The organism is Halorussus lipolyticus (genome assembly GCF_029338375.1).
In the GTDB taxonomy this organism is placed as follows: domain Archaea; phylum Halobacteriota; class Halobacteria; order Halobacteriales; family Haladaptataceae; genus Halorussus; species Halorussus lipolyticus.
In genome coordinates this window covers 733,882-750,555 of sequence record NZ_CP119804.1, presented here as the reverse complement: position 1 = coordinate 750,555, position 16,674 = coordinate 733,882, and the positions used below count along the sequence as shown (strand labels likewise).

The window sequence follows — 16,674 nt, the reverse complement described above, 5'->3', positions numbered from 1 at the left end:
GTGCATCGGTGCCCTTACTACCCCTGCGGTCAAAGCGGGTAGTAAGACGGTCGTCGGTCGGCCCTGCGTTCAAATCCAAAAACACGGATGCGCAGTCAGCCACTCCCGACAACAGGACCGTCGAACAGGTAGGACGGGGACGGTCCGAACCCAACGCCCTCGGAGACTGCGCTCCCTGTGCGACTCACCGTCGTAAAAAAGCGCGCCGGAGAACAGGGAAGCCCCACCCTCAGCGAACCGCCATTGCCGGTGAGCAGGGTTGGGGTAGTTCACAGCATATCTCGTTTAGCGGGTATCGTCGCTGTAACGACCGAAGCGTCGGGCCTCGGTCGTGGACGACCGCTTACGGCACAGGAGATACTGATAAGCTAACAGTCATCGCTCGTAGTGATAACAGGCGCTCTCCTCCGGACGGCGCGTCCGAGGGCAACGACTTAATATTTGTTAGAACGTCATTACCTATCACTCGCGGTGACTTCGGGCGGATTCACGACCGGGGACGAAATCACGAACCATGGCCACAAACGAATGAACATCGATACATCTGATAGAAGACAGTTAGAGCAGTCCTCTAACGTCCTCCTGTTGGCACCGCTGACGCCGACGGGCAATCGGACGTGTCTCGAACTGCTCGCCTCAACCACGTCGCCGGACGAGGCGAACGTCGCCGCAGTAACCTACACGCCGCCGCCGGAGACGTGGATTTCCGACTGGAAGACCCACATCGACCGACTGCCCGCGGAACTGGCGTTCATTCACGCGAACACCGTGGATACCGACGACGAGGAGACCGCCGGTATTCCGCCGGGAGTGTCGGTCTCACGAGTGGACCCCAACCAGCCGATGGACATCATCGCGCCGCTGAGCGAGCGCCTGACGCGCTGGAAGGGCAACGGGAATCGGACGATGGTGTCGGTCCAGACGCTGACGATTCTGCTGGAGTACGTGGACTTCGACACGGCGTTCCGGTACCTCCACATCCTGACCCACCGGGTGCAGGCGGCCGATGCCATCGGGTTCTACCACATGGACCCCGAAATCCACGACGAAGAGACCATCAACACGCTGAAATCGCTGTTCGACGCGGTAGTCGAAGTCTCCGACGACGGCGAGAAGTGGTCGGTCACGGAGACCTACGGCGACCAGCGAGCGACCAGCGACCACGCCCAGTCTCACGATACCGACGTATCGGTGCCCGACTCCGAGACCGGACTGGTCGCGTCGATTCGGGACTCGCTGACCGGCGTGTTCTCGGGGGCGTCCGAACCCGAACCGGTCGGCGCAGACGCCGGGACGGTACCCCCGGACCTCGACGACTCGGATTCGGCCGACGCCACCGACGAGTCGGGTCCGGATTCGGGCGTCGAGGGACTCCCCGAGGAGGCCATGCTGACCGACGAGGACCGAATTCGGGAACTCCTCACCCAGTACGGCGGTCGGATGAAGCAGGCCGACGTGACCGAGGAGACAGACTGGTCGAAATCGACCGTCAGCCGGAAACTGTCGAAGATGGAGGAGAAGGGACTCATCACTCGGGTACAGGTGGGACGAGGGAACCTCGTCTTCCTCAGCGGCTACGAACCCGAGACCGCCAAATCACCCTTCGAACAGGGAGGGACCGACTGATGACTCGATGCCGACCGAGCGCAATCGACGGTGCGACAGGCGTCTCGAAGCGACAGACGAGTAGGATGGCGAGACAAGGTAGTTTAACACCCACGCAGTATGAATAACTCATCAGAACGGGAAGGCGACACCGGACTCATGCCCAACAACGCTACAGTGCTCATCGTCGACGACGAGAAGCCGATAACCGATGCGTACGCCCAGTGGCTCGAAGACGACTACAGCGTCCGCACGGCCTACAGCGGGTCGGAGGCCCTCGAAAAACTCGACGAGGAGGTCAACGTGGTCCTGCTAGACCGCCGGATGCCCGACCTCTCGGGCGAGGACGTGCTGGACGAGATTCACGAGCAGGAACTCACCTGCCGGGTCGCGCTCGTCTCGGCGGTCGAACCCGACTTCGACATCCTCGAACTCGGCTTCGACGCCTACCTCGAAAAGCCGGTGTCCGACCCCGACGAACTCCTCGAAACCGTCGAGAAGTTGCTCCGGCGCACCACCTATGACACCCAGATACAGCAGTTCCTCTCGCTGGCGAACAAGAAGGCGGCCTTGGAGACCAAAAAGAGCGACGAGGAGCTACGGGCCAGCGACGAGTACGCCCAACTCACCGACGAGTTGGCCCAACTCCGGGCGGAACTCTCGAACACCGCGACGGAACTCGACGACGAGGACCTGCGCGCGGAGTTCCAAGGGTCGGACGCCGACCGCGGGTCCGACGAGTGAGTCCTCACGGGGCGTGTCGCCTCCCGAGACCGGCGTGAGTCGTTTAAGTGCTTCTGGCGACAAGGGATAGATACGAGGGAAGACGGCCTCGTTCTGACGAACTCACACCGACCAGACGCCAGTCCGTGCGTCGGCGCAAATCTCTGAATCGCCAGCGATAGCTCGGCTCGCTTTAAGTGCTTCTGGCGACAACGGGTAGATACGGAGGAAGACGGCCTCGTTCTGCTGGACTCGCACTGACCAGCGGTGGGTCCGACGTATCGGCCAGCGACGACTCCATTCGTTCGCCACGCCCCGCGCTCCCGATTTCGTTTAAGTACTTCTGGCGATAACGGATAGATACGAGGAGCATTCGCCCGCGGTTTCTCACGGCTCTCACTCTCCCGTAGCCTCTCGCTCGTTCTCGCCGTCGTCTACTGTTCGTGTGCTTCGTCGGCCCGCCGGGCCTCGACGCTCGGCAGGTTCGGGTCGCGGTGGGGGTTCCGGCCGTAAACGGCCTCCTCAAGCCCCTGCTCTCGGAGTTGATCTTTGAGCGTCCGCCGGAGTCGGTTCAGACTCGTGACGTTCAGGTCGTGCTTGGACAGTAGCTCCTCGAATCGGTCCTCGTCCGAAATCGAGTCGAACTGGTCGTAGAGACTTTCGAGGCGCTCGGGCGAGAGGCCCCGAATCCACTCGTCGTCGTGGAGACCCAGATAGTGTTCGCGCTCGCGGTCCACGACGTGGCGGATGACCACCAGCGCGACCTTCGGAATCGCGCGCTGGCTTCCGAACGCGGTCAAATCGAGGTCCGACATGACGCCCACCACCCTGTCGCGTTGCCACGGCGTCAGCGACAGGTCGTTACAGAGCGCGTGAGCGATGCGGAGTTTGTCGAGGCGGTGCATCCGGGCGCTGTGGCCCGCCATCGCCGAGTGGCGCTCCTCGTGGAGTCGCCGAACGCTGTCGGAGAGGTCGGCGTCGGGCGACTCGGCCCGGCCGATTTGGGTCGCGCTCGGCGTCACCGGACCCCACTTCCGGACGGTCTGGTCGCGCTGGAGGTCGGCCCGCGCCACCGCGCCGTCTCCGGGACGCTGGCTCAGCGGTCGCTGGGCGTCTGGGTCGTCTGCGAGAGACTCGGACTGCCACGCCGGCAGTGAGTCGGTCCACCCCTCGGTCATCGGTATCAGTACCACGTACTCGGCGGGAGTGGGTTAAATGTGTTCCCCGCGGTTCGAAGCCGGGGCTATGGGATTTGGTCCGACAGAACGAGGCCGTCTTCCCTCGTATCTATCCCTTGTCGCCAGAAGCACTTAAACGAACTCCGAGGATGCCGTTCGAGTCGAGGACGGGTAGTCGAGGACCACGCCGGTTGTCCCACTCACGACGCGCACCAAAGTATAGACAACTATATCATTGTTATAGAATTCTAAGAAACTATAATACAAATATAAATAATTATTTCGGGTGAGGGCCGACGGGACGCTCGCGGACCGACGGCGCGGTTGCTTTCGCGGAGGGAACCACAAAACCAAGTTCCCCCGGCGAACACACCCGAATAATTAGATGATAGAAGTCGAAGACCTCCGGAAGACCTACAGCGGGTTCACCGCCGTCGAGGGAAGCACCTTCTCGGTCCCCGAGGGCGAAGTGTTCGGCGTCATCGGTCCCAACGGCGCGGGCAAGACCACGACGCTGAAGATGCTCGCCGGATTGGTCGAACCGACCGGCGGCACCGCCCGCGTGGCGGGGTACGACGCCCAAGACCCCGAGATGCGCAAGCACCTCGGCTTCCTGCCCGAGGAGTCCCCGCTCTACGAGGACATGACCGCGATTTCCTACCTCCAGTTCTTCGCGGACCTCTACGACGTGCCGGGCGACGTGGCCGACGAGCGAATCCACGACACCTTGGACCGCCTCGACTTGGAACACCGCGAGCGAAAAATCGGCGACATGTCCAAGGGGATGACCCGGAAAGTCGCCATCGCCCGGTCGCTGGTCAACGACCCCGAGGTTCTGATTTACGACGAACCCGCGAGCGGCCTCGACCCTCTCACGACCAACTACATCATCGAGTTCACCCGCGAACTCGCCGAATCTGGCAAGACCGTCGTCTTCAGCGCCCACAACCTGTTCCACGTCGAGAGCATCTGCGACCGCGTGGCGGTCATGAACGACGGTCGAATCGTCGCCCGCGGGAGCGTCGAGAACATCCGCGAGGAACACGGCCGGACCGAGTACCGGGTCTACACTACCGTGGAAGTCGAGGGGTCGGTCCGCGAGAATGGCCACTTCCGGCGCACCGTCGAGAGCATGGACGCGGTGGAGGAGACCCGCGAACTCGCCGCTTCGGCCGGTGGCGAAGTCGCCGACATCCAGACTCACACCCCGAGCCTCGAAGACATCTTCCTCGACCTCGCCGAAAACTCGCCGGACGTGGAGGGCCGACCGTGAACCTGCGAAAGACCCTCCGCATCGCGCGCTGGGAGGTCTCGAAGAACGCGGGCCAACTCGACCGCCGGACGCTCGCGGTCGGTCTCGCGGTCCTGCTGGCGGTCGGCGCGCTGACCCCGATGGTCGCCCAGAAGGGCGTCACCTTGGACGACGGCATCTACAAAATCGGCGTCTCGCCCGACAGTCCCTACTACGAACCGGTCGCCGACGACCCGACGTTCGTCCCGGTCGAACCGGACCGCAACGCCGCCGATGTGGTCGTCTGCACCGACGAGACACCCGGTTGTCCAACTGGCGAGATTCTGTGGGACGACACCCGGAAGGGCGAGGCCGCAGTGGCCGAGTTCCGCAAGACCGTCAAACGCTACAACGACGGCCTGATGGCCAGCGAGTCCGACCAGTCCGCCGCCTTCCCAGTGTCGGTCTCGGTGCGCTACGAGGAGCAGACCGGTCTCAATCCGACCGGCGCAGGCTCCGACCCTGAAACCCGGCGCACGACCCGAGAGGACCAAAAGCGCCTCGGCGGTGGCGGAAGCCAACCCGACGGCGCGGACTCGCCCGGAGCGACCACCGCGCCGGGGGCCGGGACGGGCCAGAGCGACGGCCCGGTGCAGGCCCCCTCGGTCGGGAGCGGCGGCGGGTCGCTGTTCGGCGGGAACGCCCGCGGCGGCACCCCCTCGGACATCGCGCCGCCCTTCCCCTTCGAGTCGCTGGTGCTGGCGTTCGCGTTCGTCCTCCCGATGAACTTCGTGATTCAGGCCTACGCTTCGACGATTCTGGACGAGCGAATCAACGAGCGCGGCGAACTCCTGTTGGTCTCGCCGGTGAGCAGGGGTGACATCATCGCGGGCAAGACCCTGCCGTACCTCACCGGCATGATTGCCATCGCCTCGATTACGGCGGTCGGTATCGCGGTGCTGACGCCCGCCGCCGAGGGAGCGATGGCGGTCGCCTCCACCGCGGCGGCCGCAGTTTCCGCGGTGGTCCCCATCGCCCTGCTGTTCCTCGCGTCGGCGTTCGTCGGCGGGATGTTCGCCCGGTCGTTCAAGGAACTCACCTTCGTCACGGTGACGCTCTCGGTGTTCCTGACATCCTACGCGTTCATCCCGGCAATCTTCACCAACGTCCACCCGGTCGCGGCCATCTCGCCCCTGACGCTCGTGGTGAAGGCCCTGCGAGGCACCGCGTTCTCGCTCGGCGAGTACGCCTTCTCGACCGGGCCACTCTACCTCTCGGCGGGCGTGCTGTTCGCGCTCGGTGCCGGCGTCTACCGCGAGGAGGACATGTTTACTCAGCGCCCGGTCCCCCTCAAATTCCTCGACGCCCTCGACAGCCAGATTTCGGGACGGCGCTCGATGGTCAAACTGAGCGCGCTCTCGATTCCGTTCGTCTTCGTCGGCGAACTGTTGGCGGTGGCCCTGCTCTTTGCGCTCCCGGTGTCGCTGTCGATGCCGGTCCTGCTGGTGGCCATCGCGCTGGTCGAGGAGGTGGCAAAGAGCGTCCACGTCTACGCCGGAATCGCCCACGACAGATTCGACCGGACCCTCCGGTCCGCGGCGACTCTCGGGTTCCTCTCGGGACTGGGCTTCTTCCTCGGCGAGAAGGCGACCGCGGTGGCCCAGTTGGTCGGCCTGCCGAACCTCGAACTCGGGCAGGCCGCGTTCGGCACCGTGACCGGTCTCGGCGTCGAAACCTCGCCGCTGGTGTTGGTCGGCCTGCTGTTCGCACCGCTCGCGCTTCACACTGTCACGACGACTATCAGTGCGGTCGGGGCGACCCGCAACCGAAACTGGTACGCCGGGACGCTGGTGGTGGCGACGCTACTTCACGCTGTCTACAACCTAACGGTGGTGAGTTACCTTGGGTAAGCGCCTGACGGTCGCCAAGCGCGAGTTGGCGTCGCTCCGGAGCGAGAAGACCATCGTGCTGGCCATCCTCATCCAGTTGTTCGTCGCGGCGTTCTCGTCCTTCCTCGCGGTCGGGTTGGTCTCGCTCTACGACCCCGGTTCGGTCTCGAACCAGTTCGTCGTGAACTTCGGCGTGACCGGCGAGGCCCGCGAGGACCTCGTGCCGGTCATCGAGGAGCAAGACGGGTGGCGCGCAGTCGAGTACGGCGACGACGCCGCCGCGCGGCGCGCGTTCGACCGGGGGGTGATTCACGCCGTACTTGAAGTAGAACGTACGCCCGACGGGCGGGCGCGCGTGAGGGCAGTCGCCCCCGATGGAAACGTCAGGACCACGCTGGTCGTGACCCAAATCAAGGGCGTGCTGGAGGCCTTCGAGCGGTCCGAGCGAAAGCGTCTGAGCCATCGCCTCGAACGCCAACCGGTCGAACTGCCGCCGGACTCGTCGTCCAGTCCCTACTTCGGGTTCACCTACACCGTGCTGGTGCCCCTGCTTACCTTCCTGCCGGTGTTCGTCAGCGGGAGCGTCGCGGTGGACGCCATCGCAGAGGAGTACGACCGCGGGACGCTGGAACTCCTGCGGGTGACGCCCCTGACGAGCGTGGACATCGTGGACGGCAAGATGCTGGCGATGGGCGTCCTCGCGCCGGTGCAGGCCGGGGCGTGGCTGGCGCTGTTGTCGTTCAACGGGACGACGATAGCGAATCCGGTGGAGATTCTGGTCCTCGTGACCGGCTTTTCGGTCGGCGTGGTGACGATGGGTGCGACCGCCGCGCTGGCCTTCCGGGAGCGCAAGCAGGCCCAGTTCCTGTTCTCGATGGGCGTGCTGGTCGTGTTCAGTTCGACCTACCTCCTGCCCGAGTCGCCCGCCAACGCGGTGGCGAAGTTGGCCATCGGGAGTCCGACCCGGTTGACCCACCTCTCGGTGGTCGGCTATCTCGCGGTGTCGCTCACAGCGTTCGTCGTCCTCCGGCAGTTGGTGGCACGGCGAGGACTGGGTTCGTAGCTCAGAGCGCTACGACGAACGCGCTCGATGCGAGAATCACGTGGGCACTCGCGTGACCGACCATCGCGGCTTCGAGGCTGTCGCGCCAGAACAGCCAGCCAAAGAGTATTCCGCCCACCGAGTTCAGAAGAATCGTCCGGGCGACAATCAGGGGTGTCAGCCCGGCAGTCTGCGCGACGGCCGGGAGGTGGGCGAGACCGAAGACCACGGCGCTGACCACGATGCTCGTCCACATTACTCCTCGACTCGGGGTCCGGCCCTGTCCGGCGACGCCGGCGATGACCAACGCGAGCAACGCCATGAACCCCCACCGGAGCATCACTTCCTCGGCGATACCTCCGTAAAGGAACCGCATCGGGAGCGAAGCGATGACCGCTCCGACCGTGGACCCCCCGGTTGCGAGCGACAGGTCGGTGACCGCCGCGAACGTCGCGTCGAGTCCGACGAGGAGGACGCCCGCGAACAGTCCCCACGGAATCGCGTGGCGGGCCTCCGCGGTGACTCCTCCGGTCACACCGTTCGTCTCCGTCGCTCGCTCGACGGATACACCGGCGATGTGCGACCGGAGGCCCACTCGGGGCGCGCAAAACGCGCCGACAGCAGACGCGACTAACAGCAGTATCGCCGGCGTGACGAGCGAGAGCGCGACGGCCACGGTCGGCGACACCTCCGGAATCGGCGGGAGGGTGTCGCCGAAGTAGAGACTGATTCCGAGGCCGGCGATGCCGACGAGCGAGACGGCGAACACCCGAAGTGTTCGCCCGATGAGAGACCCACCTCCTCGTGTGCGACCGACGCTTTCGTCATAATTGGTTTCCATACCGACTGATATTCGCCCTTCAGTCTTAACCGATAGGGACCGACTTCATCGCGTGTAGTCGGCCGTGTCGCTTTATGTTCTCATAGGAGAGGTATTCACCGTGAGCGAGGAGAGCGACGTGTCGGACGTGGCGGCGTTGCTGGATAACGCCACCGTGCGTCAGATGCTGGTCGAGGCTCGGACCGAGGCACTATCGGCACGCGAACTGGCCGACCGGTGCGGCGTCTCGACCCCGACCGTCTATCGCCGACTCGAAGCGCTCCAGAGATACGATATGATGACCGAAACCATGCACGTGGACGACGACGGCCACCACCACAAGGTGTACAGTTCGGACCTCGAACGCGTCTCGTTCGAGTTCACCGACGATGGCGTCGAAGTCGTCGTCTCGGGCGGCGAGAGCATGTCCGAGCGGTTCGTCAGGCTCGTGGAGGAACTATGACCGGCGTCCTCGCCGCGGTGTCGCTCGCAGGCGGTCCGTTGCAGGTCGCGGTCCCCGAGGCAGTATCCGGGTTCGTAGCGTTCACCGAGGCCGTGAGCGTCTTGCTGGGCCTCGTTATCAGCTATATTGCGTTCCGGGGGTATCTCGACCACCAGAGCCGGCCGATGTTCTTCGTCGCCCTCGGGTTCGTGCTGATCGTCGGGGTGCCCGCTGGACTGTTCTTGGTCTACCTCGCAGTGCCAGCTATCGGGGAGACGCCGATAGCTCTCCTGACCCAGACCAGCAAGGTCGGGGGAATGGCGTCGATCCTCTATGGACTCCGAACGCGAAACTGAGACGTTTGCTCTCCGGTTGCGTCGTCGGCGGGGCCACCACGTTTAGCCCGTAGACTCCCGTCAGTTCCGTAGGATGAACGCTGACGCGCCCCAGCAGTGGGAGTACCGAGTCGTCCAACCGCCCCGCGAGACCTCTCAGAAGGAGGCCCGCGACCCCTCGTCGGTCCTGAACGAGGCCGCCGACGAGGGGTGGGAACTCGACGAGACCATCGACTACGTGGGTGGCGGGACCAAGTTCCTCGTGTTCAGACGCCCCGCCGACGGGGACGATGGCGGGAGCGACGAGACGACCACCGATTTCGAGACCGACGATGAGTGAGTCCGGCGACTCCGACGAGATTCGGTCCGCCAACACCCTCCGCGAGCGCGTCGGCCTGAACCGGTTCTACGACTGGTTTCTGCTGGGCGGAAACCGATTCGCCGTGACCGGCCTGCTCGCTGTCGCCGTCTTCGGCGCGTTCGTCGCGGTCAGCACCGTGGCCTTCCCCTCACTGCAGACCGCAGTTCAGTCGGCCGACACCATCGAAACCATGTTCTCGACTATGATAGGCACCGTCATCACCGGGACGACGCTGGTCGTCACCATCAGCCAACTCGTCATCTCCCAAGAGAACGGGCCGCTGGGCGACCAGCGCCAGCGCATGAGCGACGCGATGGACTTCCGGACCTACGCGACCGACCTGTTCGAGTCCGCGCCGGAGGCCGACCCCGCGAAGTTCCTCGGGCAACTTCTGGAAGCCAACGAGCGCCGGGCCGACGACTTGGAGGAGCAACTCGCGGACAACGACGACGACGAGTTACGTCGGCAAGTCGGCGAACTCCTCGACAGCCTTCGGCAGAATGCCGACAAGACGATGCGGAGACTCGAAGACACGCAGTTCGGCACCTTCGGCGTGTTGGGCGCGGCGCTCGACTACAACTACTCGTGGAAAATCTACCAAATCGAGCGCATCACCGAGGAGTTCTCGGACAGTCTGGACGACGAGGACGACGAGGCGTTTCACGACTTGGAAACCGCGCTGACGATGTTCGGCCCCGCCCGCGAGCAAATCAAGACCCTCTACTTCCAGTGGGAACTCGTGGACCTCTCGCGGTACATCCTCTACGCGGCAGTCCCGGCGCTGGTCGTGGCCGGGACGATGCTGGCGTTCGTCGGCGCGAAGACCTTTCCGGGGGTCACGCTCGGCGTCCCGAACATCACGTGGGTCGTCGGGGCCGCGTTCACCGTCACGCTCGTCCCCTTCCTGCTGTTTCTGACCTTCATCCTGCGAATCGTGATGGTGGCCAAGCACACGCTGGCCATCGGCCCGTTCGTCCTCCGGCAGTCGTATCAGGAGTGACTCACGTTTCGTCGGCGTCGTGCTTCGCCGGACGGTGCTATCGCCGCCGGAGTACCGCGGTAGCGGTGAACCCGATTCTTGTTGTACCTCGTTTTTAACGCGGGCTACTTGGGCGTCCGGGCCGTAGCCGAACTCATGACACACCGAGGGGGAGAGACGCCCCGAGGAGGACGCACGCCACCCGGACCCGACGGTCTTCCGGTACTCGGAAGTCTGCCGGAGTACGCCCGCGACCCGTTCGGCTTCGAGCGCCGGGTCCACCGCGAGTACGGCGACGTGGTGCGCTGGAAGGTCCCCGGTGGGTGGATGTACAACCTCGCCAATCCCGAACACGTCGAACACGTGCTGGTCCAGAACAACCAGAACTACGTCAAGGGCGAACTGTTTCAGGAGACGCTCGGGCCGGTCCTCGGGAACGGCGTGCTGAACGCCGAAGGCGAGTTCTGGCGGCGACAGCGCCACCTCGTGGAACCCGCCTTCCACCCCGACCGCATCTCGACCTACGCCGAGATGATGACCGACGTGACCGAGGACCACATGGGTCGGTGGCGGGCGGGCGAGGTCCGAGACGTGCATTCGGACATGACCGCGCTGACGCTCGAAATCATCGGACGCGCCATGTTCGGCATCGACCTGAGCGACGAGTCCGAGGAGGTCGGCGAGGCGTTGGAAACCGTGATGAAGGCCTCGGAGTTCTCCTACGCCGACCTCCTCCCCGAGCAGGTGCCGACGCCCGAGCGCCGGCGCTTCGAGACGGCCGTCACCGACCTGAACCGCGTCGTGGCCCGAATCATCAAGGAGCGAAAGCGCAACCCGACCGACGAGGACGTGGTGTCGATGTTGCTCACAGCGCGCGACGACGAGGGCGAGGGGATGAGTCTGCGGCAGGTCCGCGACGAGGTGATGACGCTCCTGCTGGCGGGCCACGAGACCACCGCGCTGGCGCTGACGTTCACCTTCTTCCTGCTGGCCCAGCACGGCGACGTGGAGCGGAAACTGGTCGAGGAGTTGGACGACGAGTTGGGTTCGAAGACGCCGACCTTCCGCGACCTGCCGGACCTCACCTACCTCGAACAGGTCGTCAAGGAGTCGATGCGCCTCTACCCGCCGGTGCCGAGCATCGTCCGCGAACCGGTCGAAGACGACCGGGTGGGCGACTACCGGATTCCGGCGGGCGAGACGGTGGGGATGAGCCAGCACGTCGTCCACCGCGACCCCCGGTGGTACGACGACCCGATGGCCTTCCGGCCCGAGCGGTGGACCGGCGACTTCGAGCAGTCTTTGCCCCGACTCGCGTACTTCCCGTTCGCGGCCGGACCCCGGCGGTGCATCGGCGACCGGTTCGCCATGCTGGAGGCCCGCCTCGTGCTGGCGACGATTCTCCAGCGGTTCCACCTCGAACAGGTCTCGGGGCCGAGTCTGGACCTCCGAATGAGCATCACCGCGAGACCCAAAAAGCCCGTCCAGATGAAGGTTCACGAGCGCGAGGAGTGGCGCGAGCGACGGGCACCGGCCGAGCAGTCGGTCGAGTCGCCCGCCGAGTAGCCGCGGGGACCGGCGTCGTTCACGCGGACGGCCGTTGTAGACAGAATAATAATTCCTTTGAATATCCATATAATTCTTTTAGAAGCATTTGGATTTCCTAAAGCATTGTATATCTTTCCAACGCCACAACGGCAAAGCGCGTCGTCTTCCCGCCGGACCGCCGGAACCGGCGGGATTTATCGGCGTCGTGATACCACCTTCGACCATGAGCGCCGACCTCGTTCCGACCCGCGACGTTCGCCGCGACGACCTGACCGGCACCCTGTTCGCGGGCCTCGGCAGTGGCCCGCACCCCGGTCTCCTCGTCGTCCACGGGTCTGGCGGCGGTGGCGGCTACGAACGCCACTACGCTCGCCGCCTCGCGCACCACGGCTACGCCGCCTTCTGCGTCGAGTACTTCGACGGGCCGGGCCGCCCCGACGGCCTCGACCGCATCCCGCTGGAGTACTTCGGGCGCGCAATCGACTGGCTGGTTGACCAACCCGAAGTAGACGGCGAGCGCGTCGGCGCGGTCGGATTCTCGCGCGGCGGCGAGGCCGTGATGCTGACCGGCGCGCACTTCGACCGAGTGGGCGCAATCGTCGCCTACTCGGCCAGCGGCTACACTTTCCCCGCACCGACGTGGATGCCCGGCGTCGAGGAGGAAGGCCCGGCGTGGACCCTCGACGGCGAGGTGATTCCCTACCTCCCGGTGGACGAACTCGTGACGGCCGAACAGGACGGTTTCGAGGACGTGGTGGAGAACGACGACGTAGACGCCTCGACGCTCGCGGTGGAGAACGCCACCGACGAGCAACTCCGCGAGGCCGCGATTCCGGTCGAACGCATCGACGGGCCGGTCCTGCTGGTTTCGGGCGGCGACGACGCAATCTGGCCCTCGGCGGACCTCGCGGGAGTCGCGGACGACCGTCTCGCCGACCACTCGTGGCCCGCAGAGCATCTGGTCTTCCCCGACGCGGGCCACGCGATTCGGACGCCCTACCGACCCGACGGGCGCACGAATCCCGACGCCACCCACCGACTCGGCGGGACCCACGGGGCGAACGCCCGCGCCGCGGCGGACGCATGGCAGGCCACGCTCGACTATCTCGGTCGGGGCCTCGGCGGCCACTCGTCGCCGGACAGTTCACCGGGTGCTCGCCGGTAGGAAATCCGCCGGGCAGTTGCCCGTCAAAAACCACCGAGTGCCCCGACAGCAGTCGTCACCGGACGCTCGGTCGTCACGCGGCGTCTCTCGGCGGTCGGCCGCCGAACCGCCGGTTTCCGCGGTCAGTCGCTACGCCGAGTCGTTGATGCGGCGGTTGGTCGAGTAGGGCGCTTCGCCCCGGACGAAGTGGCCCGCCGGGTTGGCCTCGCCGTCGCGCTCCATCGAGAGGAGTTCCACGAACCACGCTTCGTGTTCTATCTCCTCTTGCAGGATTCGACTGGCCATGTCGTAGGTCCGGGGGTCCTTGCCCTGCGTCATGTCACAGATTTCGGCCCACGTCCGGATGGCGCACCGCTCTGCTTCGAGTAGAACCTCCAGAATCTCCTCGGCGTCGGCACCCTCACTAATGTCGGCCGCTCCCTCGCCCTGATAGGACGCCGGCAGTTCGGCGTGCGGACACGACGCCCGACCCATGAAGTCGCCGATGTCGTTGGGAAGCGACCCGCCGAGTTCGTAGACGCGGGGCGCGACCAACTCGAAGTGCGCGCGGTCCTCCAGTCGCGCGTCCTCGGTGATTTCCTTGTAGTCCTCGTGGCCCGCGAGGTGCATCCGGAGGTTGGTGTAGTAGTGACTTCCTCCCCACCCTATTCGCTCACCGCTGACGCGGTTCGTTCCTTGAGGGTGGGGCTTCCTGCTTCGATGACGCGCTTTGCAGACACCGAATCGGTGTCCGTAGGGAGCGCAGTCTCCACAGGCGTTGATTCGGGACAGCCCGTCCCTACGTTGTCGAAACCGCGAGAACGAATGTTCCACGACGCATTCGCGTCTCTGTCCGCCTCGAACCCACACGACGGACACGAATGCTCGCGTACCCACAACGGCTTGTCCGTCTCGACGCCACACGACGCGCACTCTTTGGTCGTGCCTCGGGGGTCCACGGCGACGAAGTACGTTCCTTCGCGTTCGCACTTGTATTCGAGCATTCGGAGGAACGTCCCCCACGAGGCCCCGGCGCGGTTTCGAGAGTTGCCCGGTAGTTCGACCAGTCCCTTCGCGTCCAAGTCCTCGACAGCCACAAGGTCGTACTCGCGGGCGTAGTACGCCGAGAGTTTGTGCAAGAAATCACGTCTCTTGCGCTTCAAACCGGCGTGGCGTCGAGCGACCGTCTTGCGTTGTTCCTCCCAGTTGTTCGAGCCGTGTTCTTTCCGCGAGAGGTTGCGTTGGGCGCGTTCCAACCGCTCGCGTTCGTCGGAAAGGTCCGGCGACTCAACAGCAGTTCCATCGCTGTCGTGGACGTATTTCAGAATACCCACGTCGATGCCAACTGCGTCAGTCACTTTGTCGGGTTTCTCGGGTGGGTCGTCGGGGGTTTCGACGCCGAGGACGGCGTACCACTTGCCGGTGGGTTCGCGTTTGACCGTGACGGTTTTGATGGTAGCGTCGTCGGGCAGGTTGCGGTGAAATGTGATGGGGATATCACCAATCTTCGAGAGCCAGAGTCGAGTCCGACCACTCGTGTTTTTGAGTTCGAAGCCGGACTGACTGTAAGTGAACGATTGGTACTCGCCCGGTGCTTTCCACTTTAACTCCCCGACGCTGTAGCCGTTCTGCTTCCGGGCTTTGAGCGTCGAGAGGTTGTCGTACAACCGCTGGACGACTTTCTGCAACACCTTCGAGTGAACGTCTCGCAGGTCAGTCCACCAGTCTTTCAAGCCCGGCAGGCGCTTCTGCTCGGAGTACGACGAGGTATCGTCGTGTCTATTGAGGCGGTGGAGGAAGTGGTTGTAGACCTGTCTACAGGTATCGACAGTCCACGTTAACCGCTTGTGGAGGTCATCGGACGGTCGGATTCGATACCTGTAGTTGTAGTTCATCTATTCGTCGGTAGGGTCGGATGTGCGGACGACTTTCACGTCCGCGCCACGCCACCGTTTCGGGACGTAGACATGAGCGCCGTTGCCGGTGGCTTTCACGTCGCCGTCCACGACTTCGTGGCCGTTGATTGTGAACTGCCCCATGTACAATGTAGATACATTGTCGGGGCTGATAAACGTGTCGGTTGGCCTGTGGGCCTGTCGTGCAGAGTGTCTGTGAGACGATGACGGCGCTGTATCCCCGCCCTACTGCGCTACTCGGCCTTCGGCCTGCGTTGCTCCTTGAGGACCGGGCATTAGCGCCTGTTTTTTAGGTAAAAGTACTGAACTCCGCGCCGATGGCGTCGATGAGTCGCTCCCGAAGTTCCTCCGGGTCGAGTCCGCGCTCTTTGAGAACTTCCATTCCCACTCGCTTGCTCGTATCTCCCGGTTCGACGCTCCCGGAACCGTGTCGGCGTTCGTCGTCTGCCGTTTCGAATCTCCCCCGACGGGGGACACGACTTTCAAACGCTTAATTATTCTTCCCAGATTACAAACACCGTTTCGGGCTCATCGGTGGTGGTTCCGCCGATTATTTCTCGACGGTGGTTCCGCCGACCACTTCGACGTTGGCCCGTCTCCGGTCGGCGGGCAGTTCGAGTCGGAGAACTATCTCGTCAGTCTCGGCCGAGATGTGGTCACCGAACGACCACGTCTCCTCACGTCGCTCGCCGGCCGGGACCGAGAGTTCGGCGGGATAGGGAGCGTAGGTCGGACCCAACTGGTTCAGGGACGCTCGAAAGACGCCGGCGCTCTCGCCGACGTTCTCGACGGTCAGCGATACCTCGAACGTCTCGTCGTGGGCGACCGTTTCCGGTGCGTCGAACGAGACCAGACCGAACTCGGCCGGGGGTTCCCGGAGGTCCGCGGCGAGGCCGGCACCGACCGACTCGCGCCGGTCCTGATACGCCAGCGCGATGTCGTCGGCGTCGAGGGGATTGGGAACCTCGAACGCGACCCATCCGGGTTCGACCTCGCCGGAGTGGTAGCCAGACCCCAGTTCGTACACTCGGTGCGGCCCGGCCACGTCGCCCGGCGCGAGCGTCCCCCAGAACCGGCGGCCGTCGGCGACCACCGAGAAGTCGCTCGGCGGGGGCGAGTCGGTCTGGGGTCGAACCTGTACGAAGGCGAATTGGGTCTCCTCGGCGGTGACGACGGCGACCGAATCGGGCGACGGGCAGTAGAAAAACGACGACTGGACGCCGACCGGAACGAACTCGACCGCCGACGGCCCGGCAGTCGCGGTGTCGGTCTCGGCCGGTTTATCGGTCCCGACGGTAGCCGAGGAGTCGTCACCGGTAGCAGTCCGGCGCTCGCTCGTGGTTTCGGCCGGGCCTTCGCCGAGGCCGCCGATGCACCCGGCGAGGCCGCCCATAGCGAGGACGCCGGTCCGGAGGAGGGCGCGGCGATTCCGAGGACGTGTCATTGGTACCGAATTTCAGC

General features: G+C 64.6%; 17 protein-coding genes and 1 pseudogene. 11 read left to right on the top strand and 7 right to left on the bottom strand.

Going from position 1 to position 16,674, the window contains the following annotated elements:
• Nucleotides 1-528 precede the first annotated feature (528 nt).
• On the top strand, nucleotides 529-1,626 hold the full coding sequence (locus P2T57_RS03805) for a helix-turn-helix transcriptional regulator (RefSeq protein ID WP_276301154.1): 1,098 nt from the start codon (nucleotides 529-531) through the stop codon (nucleotides 1,624-1,626).
• Nucleotides 1,627-1,764: 138 nt separating this feature from the next.
• Nucleotides 1,765-2,349, top strand: coding sequence for a HalX domain-containing protein (locus P2T57_RS03800; RefSeq protein ID WP_276301153.1), 585 nt, complete (start codon nucleotides 1,765-1,767; stop codon nucleotides 2,347-2,349).
• Between the two features lie 413 nt (nucleotides 2,350-2,762).
• Here the strand turns inward: P2T57_RS03800 and P2T57_RS03795 are convergent, their stop codons facing one another.
• Complete coding sequence (locus P2T57_RS03795) at nucleotides 2,763-3,506, bottom strand: DNA-directed RNA polymerase subunit epsilon (RefSeq protein ID WP_420028521.1); 744 nt, start codon at nucleotides 3,504-3,506, stop codon at nucleotides 2,763-2,765.
• Between the two features lie 385 nt (nucleotides 3,507-3,891).
• On the opposite strand from P2T57_RS03795, the gene P2T57_RS03790 reads away from it, so the two are divergent.
• Genes P2T57_RS03790 through P2T57_RS03780 form a run of 3 tightly spaced genes read left to right on the top strand, consistent with a single transcriptional unit; the run spans nucleotide 3,892 to nucleotide 7,689 of the window.
• Nucleotides 3,892-4,779: an ABC transporter ATP-binding protein gene (locus P2T57_RS03790; protein WP_276301152.1), complete on the top strand. Its 888-nt coding sequence runs from the start codon at nucleotides 3,892-3,894 to the stop codon at nucleotides 4,777-4,779.
• Nucleotides 4,776-6,647 (top strand): ABC transporter permease subunit, encoded by a 1,872-nt coding sequence (locus P2T57_RS03785; RefSeq protein ID WP_276301151.1) that lies wholly within the window; start codon nucleotides 4,776-4,778, stop codon nucleotides 6,645-6,647. Before P2T57_RS03790 ends, P2T57_RS03785 begins: the two co-directional genes overlap by 4 nt.
• Nucleotides 6,640-7,689 carry an ABC transporter permease gene (locus tag P2T57_RS03780; protein ID WP_276301150.1) on the top strand — a complete coding sequence of 350 codons (1,050 nt, stop codon included), beginning with the start codon at nucleotides 6,640-6,642 and terminating at the stop codon, nucleotides 7,687-7,689. Before P2T57_RS03785 ends, P2T57_RS03780 begins: the two co-directional genes overlap by 8 nt.
• A gap of 1 nt (nucleotide 7,690) precedes the next feature.
• Here P2T57_RS03780 and P2T57_RS03775 read toward each other — a convergent pair whose 3' ends face one another.
• Complete coding sequence (locus tag P2T57_RS03775; protein ID WP_276301149.1) at nucleotides 7,691-8,509, bottom strand: CPBP family intramembrane glutamic endopeptidase; 819 nt, start codon at nucleotides 8,507-8,509, stop codon at nucleotides 7,691-7,693.
• A gap of 100 nt (nucleotides 8,510-8,609) precedes the next feature.
• On the opposite strand from P2T57_RS03775, the gene P2T57_RS03770 reads away from it, so the two are divergent.
• The 6 genes from P2T57_RS03770 (at nucleotide 8,610) to P2T57_RS03745 (ending at nucleotide 13,318) form a co-directional block, all read left to right on the top strand.
• Nucleotides 8,610-8,951 carry an ArsR/SmtB family transcription factor gene (locus tag P2T57_RS03770; RefSeq protein WP_276301148.1) on the top strand — a complete coding sequence of 114 codons (342 nt, stop codon included), beginning with the start codon at nucleotides 8,610-8,612 and terminating at the stop codon, nucleotides 8,949-8,951.
• On the top strand, nucleotides 8,948-9,286 hold the full coding sequence (locus tag P2T57_RS03765) for a DUF7521 family protein (RefSeq protein ID WP_276301147.1): 339 nt from the start codon (nucleotides 8,948-8,950) through the stop codon (nucleotides 9,284-9,286). The genes P2T57_RS03770 and P2T57_RS03765 overlap by 4 nt, the downstream gene beginning before the upstream one ends.
• 73 nt (nucleotides 9,287-9,359) lie before the next feature.
• Nucleotides 9,360-9,605: a DUF4177 domain-containing protein gene (locus P2T57_RS03760; protein WP_276301146.1), complete on the top strand. Its 246-nt coding sequence runs from the start codon at nucleotides 9,360-9,362 to the stop codon at nucleotides 9,603-9,605.
• Entirely contained in the window at nucleotides 9,598-10,626 is a 1,029-nt protein-coding gene (locus P2T57_RS03755) for a DUF7972 family membrane protein (protein WP_276301145.1), read from the top strand. Before P2T57_RS03760 ends, P2T57_RS03755 begins: the two co-directional genes overlap by 8 nt.
• A 135-nt stretch (nucleotides 10,627-10,761) precedes the next feature.
• Nucleotides 10,762-12,171 (top strand): cytochrome P450, encoded by a 1,410-nt coding sequence (locus P2T57_RS03750; protein WP_276301144.1) that lies wholly within the window; start codon nucleotides 10,762-10,764, stop codon nucleotides 12,169-12,171.
• 205 nt (nucleotides 12,172-12,376) lie between these two features.
• Nucleotides 12,377-13,318, top strand: a complete 942-nt coding sequence (locus P2T57_RS03745; protein WP_276301143.1) for an acyl-CoA thioester hydrolase/BAAT C-terminal domain-containing protein — start codon at nucleotides 12,377-12,379, stop codon at nucleotides 13,316-13,318.
• Between the two features lie 129 nt (nucleotides 13,319-13,447).
• Here P2T57_RS03745 and P2T57_RS03740 read toward each other — a convergent pair whose 3' ends face one another.
• The 5 genes and pseudogenes from P2T57_RS03740 to P2T57_RS03725 form a co-directional block, all read right to left on the bottom strand.
• The gene (locus P2T57_RS03740) at nucleotides 13,448-14,080 is read right to left on the bottom strand and encodes a ferritin-like domain-containing protein (RefSeq protein ID WP_420028520.1); all 633 of its coding nucleotides are present in this window, start codon (nucleotides 14,078-14,080) and stop codon (nucleotides 13,448-13,450) included.
• The gene (locus P2T57_RS03735; protein WP_276301142.1) at nucleotides 13,963-15,192 is read right to left on the bottom strand and encodes an RNA-guided endonuclease InsQ/TnpB family protein; all 1,230 of its coding nucleotides are present in this window, start codon (nucleotides 15,190-15,192) and stop codon (nucleotides 13,963-13,965) included. The genes P2T57_RS03740 and P2T57_RS03735 overlap by 118 nt, the downstream gene beginning before the upstream one ends.
• A complete protein-coding gene (locus tag P2T57_RS03730; RefSeq protein ID WP_276301141.1) occupies nucleotides 15,193-15,336 on the bottom strand; it encodes a DUF2080 family transposase-associated protein in 144 nt (47 codons plus the stop codon).
• Nucleotides 15,337-15,508: 172 nt separating this feature from the next.
• Nucleotides 15,509-15,628: pseudogene (locus tag P2T57_RS20330) on the bottom strand (DNA protection protein DPS); the annotation flags it as partial.
• A gap of 135 nt (nucleotides 15,629-15,763) precedes the next feature.
• Entirely contained in the window at nucleotides 15,764-16,657 is an 894-nt protein-coding gene (locus P2T57_RS03725) for a hypothetical protein (RefSeq protein ID WP_276301140.1), read from the bottom strand.
• Between the last annotated feature and the right edge of the window lie 17 nt (nucleotides 16,658-16,674).

Coding starts and splice junctions, on each gene's coding strand:
- P2T57_RS03775 (WP_276301149.1), bottom strand. CDS start 8,509: ATGGAAACCAATTATGACGAAAGCGTCGGTCGCACACGAGGAGGTGGG.
- P2T57_RS03790 (WP_276301152.1), top strand. CDS start 3,892: ATGATAGAAGTCGAAGACCTCCGGAAGACCTACAGCGGGTTCACCGCC.
- P2T57_RS03755 (WP_276301145.1), top strand. CDS start 9,598: ATGAGTGAGTCCGGCGACTCCGACGAGATTCGGTCCGCCAACACCCTC.
- P2T57_RS03760 (WP_276301146.1), top strand. CDS start 9,360: ATGAACGCTGACGCGCCCCAGCAGTGGGAGTACCGAGTCGTCCAACCG.
- P2T57_RS03805 (WP_276301154.1), top strand. CDS start 529: ATGAACATCGATACATCTGATAGAAGACAGTTAGAGCAGTCCTCTAAC.
- P2T57_RS03735 (WP_276301142.1), bottom strand. CDS start 15,192: ATGAACTACAACTACAGGTATCGAATCCGACCGTCCGATGACCTCCAC.
- P2T57_RS03725 (WP_276301140.1), bottom strand. CDS start 16,657: ATGACACGTCCTCGGAATCGCCGCGCCCTCCTCCGGACCGGCGTCCTC.
- P2T57_RS03750 (WP_276301144.1), top strand. CDS start 10,762: ATGACACACCGAGGGGGAGAGACGCCCCGAGGAGGACGCACGCCACCC.
- P2T57_RS03795 (WP_420028521.1), bottom strand. CDS start 3,506: ATGACCGAGGGGTGGACCGACTCACTGCCGGCGTGGCAGTCCGAGTCT.
- P2T57_RS03800 (WP_276301153.1), top strand. CDS start 1,765: ATGCCCAACAACGCTACAGTGCTCATCGTCGACGACGAGAAGCCGATA.
- P2T57_RS03765 (WP_276301147.1), top strand. CDS start 8,948: ATGACCGGCGTCCTCGCCGCGGTGTCGCTCGCAGGCGGTCCGTTGCAG.
- P2T57_RS03745 (WP_276301143.1), top strand. CDS start 12,377: ATGAGCGCCGACCTCGTTCCGACCCGCGACGTTCGCCGCGACGACCTG.
- P2T57_RS03730 (WP_276301141.1), bottom strand. CDS start 15,336: ATGGGGCAGTTCACAATCAACGGCCACGAAGTCGTGGACGGCGACGTG.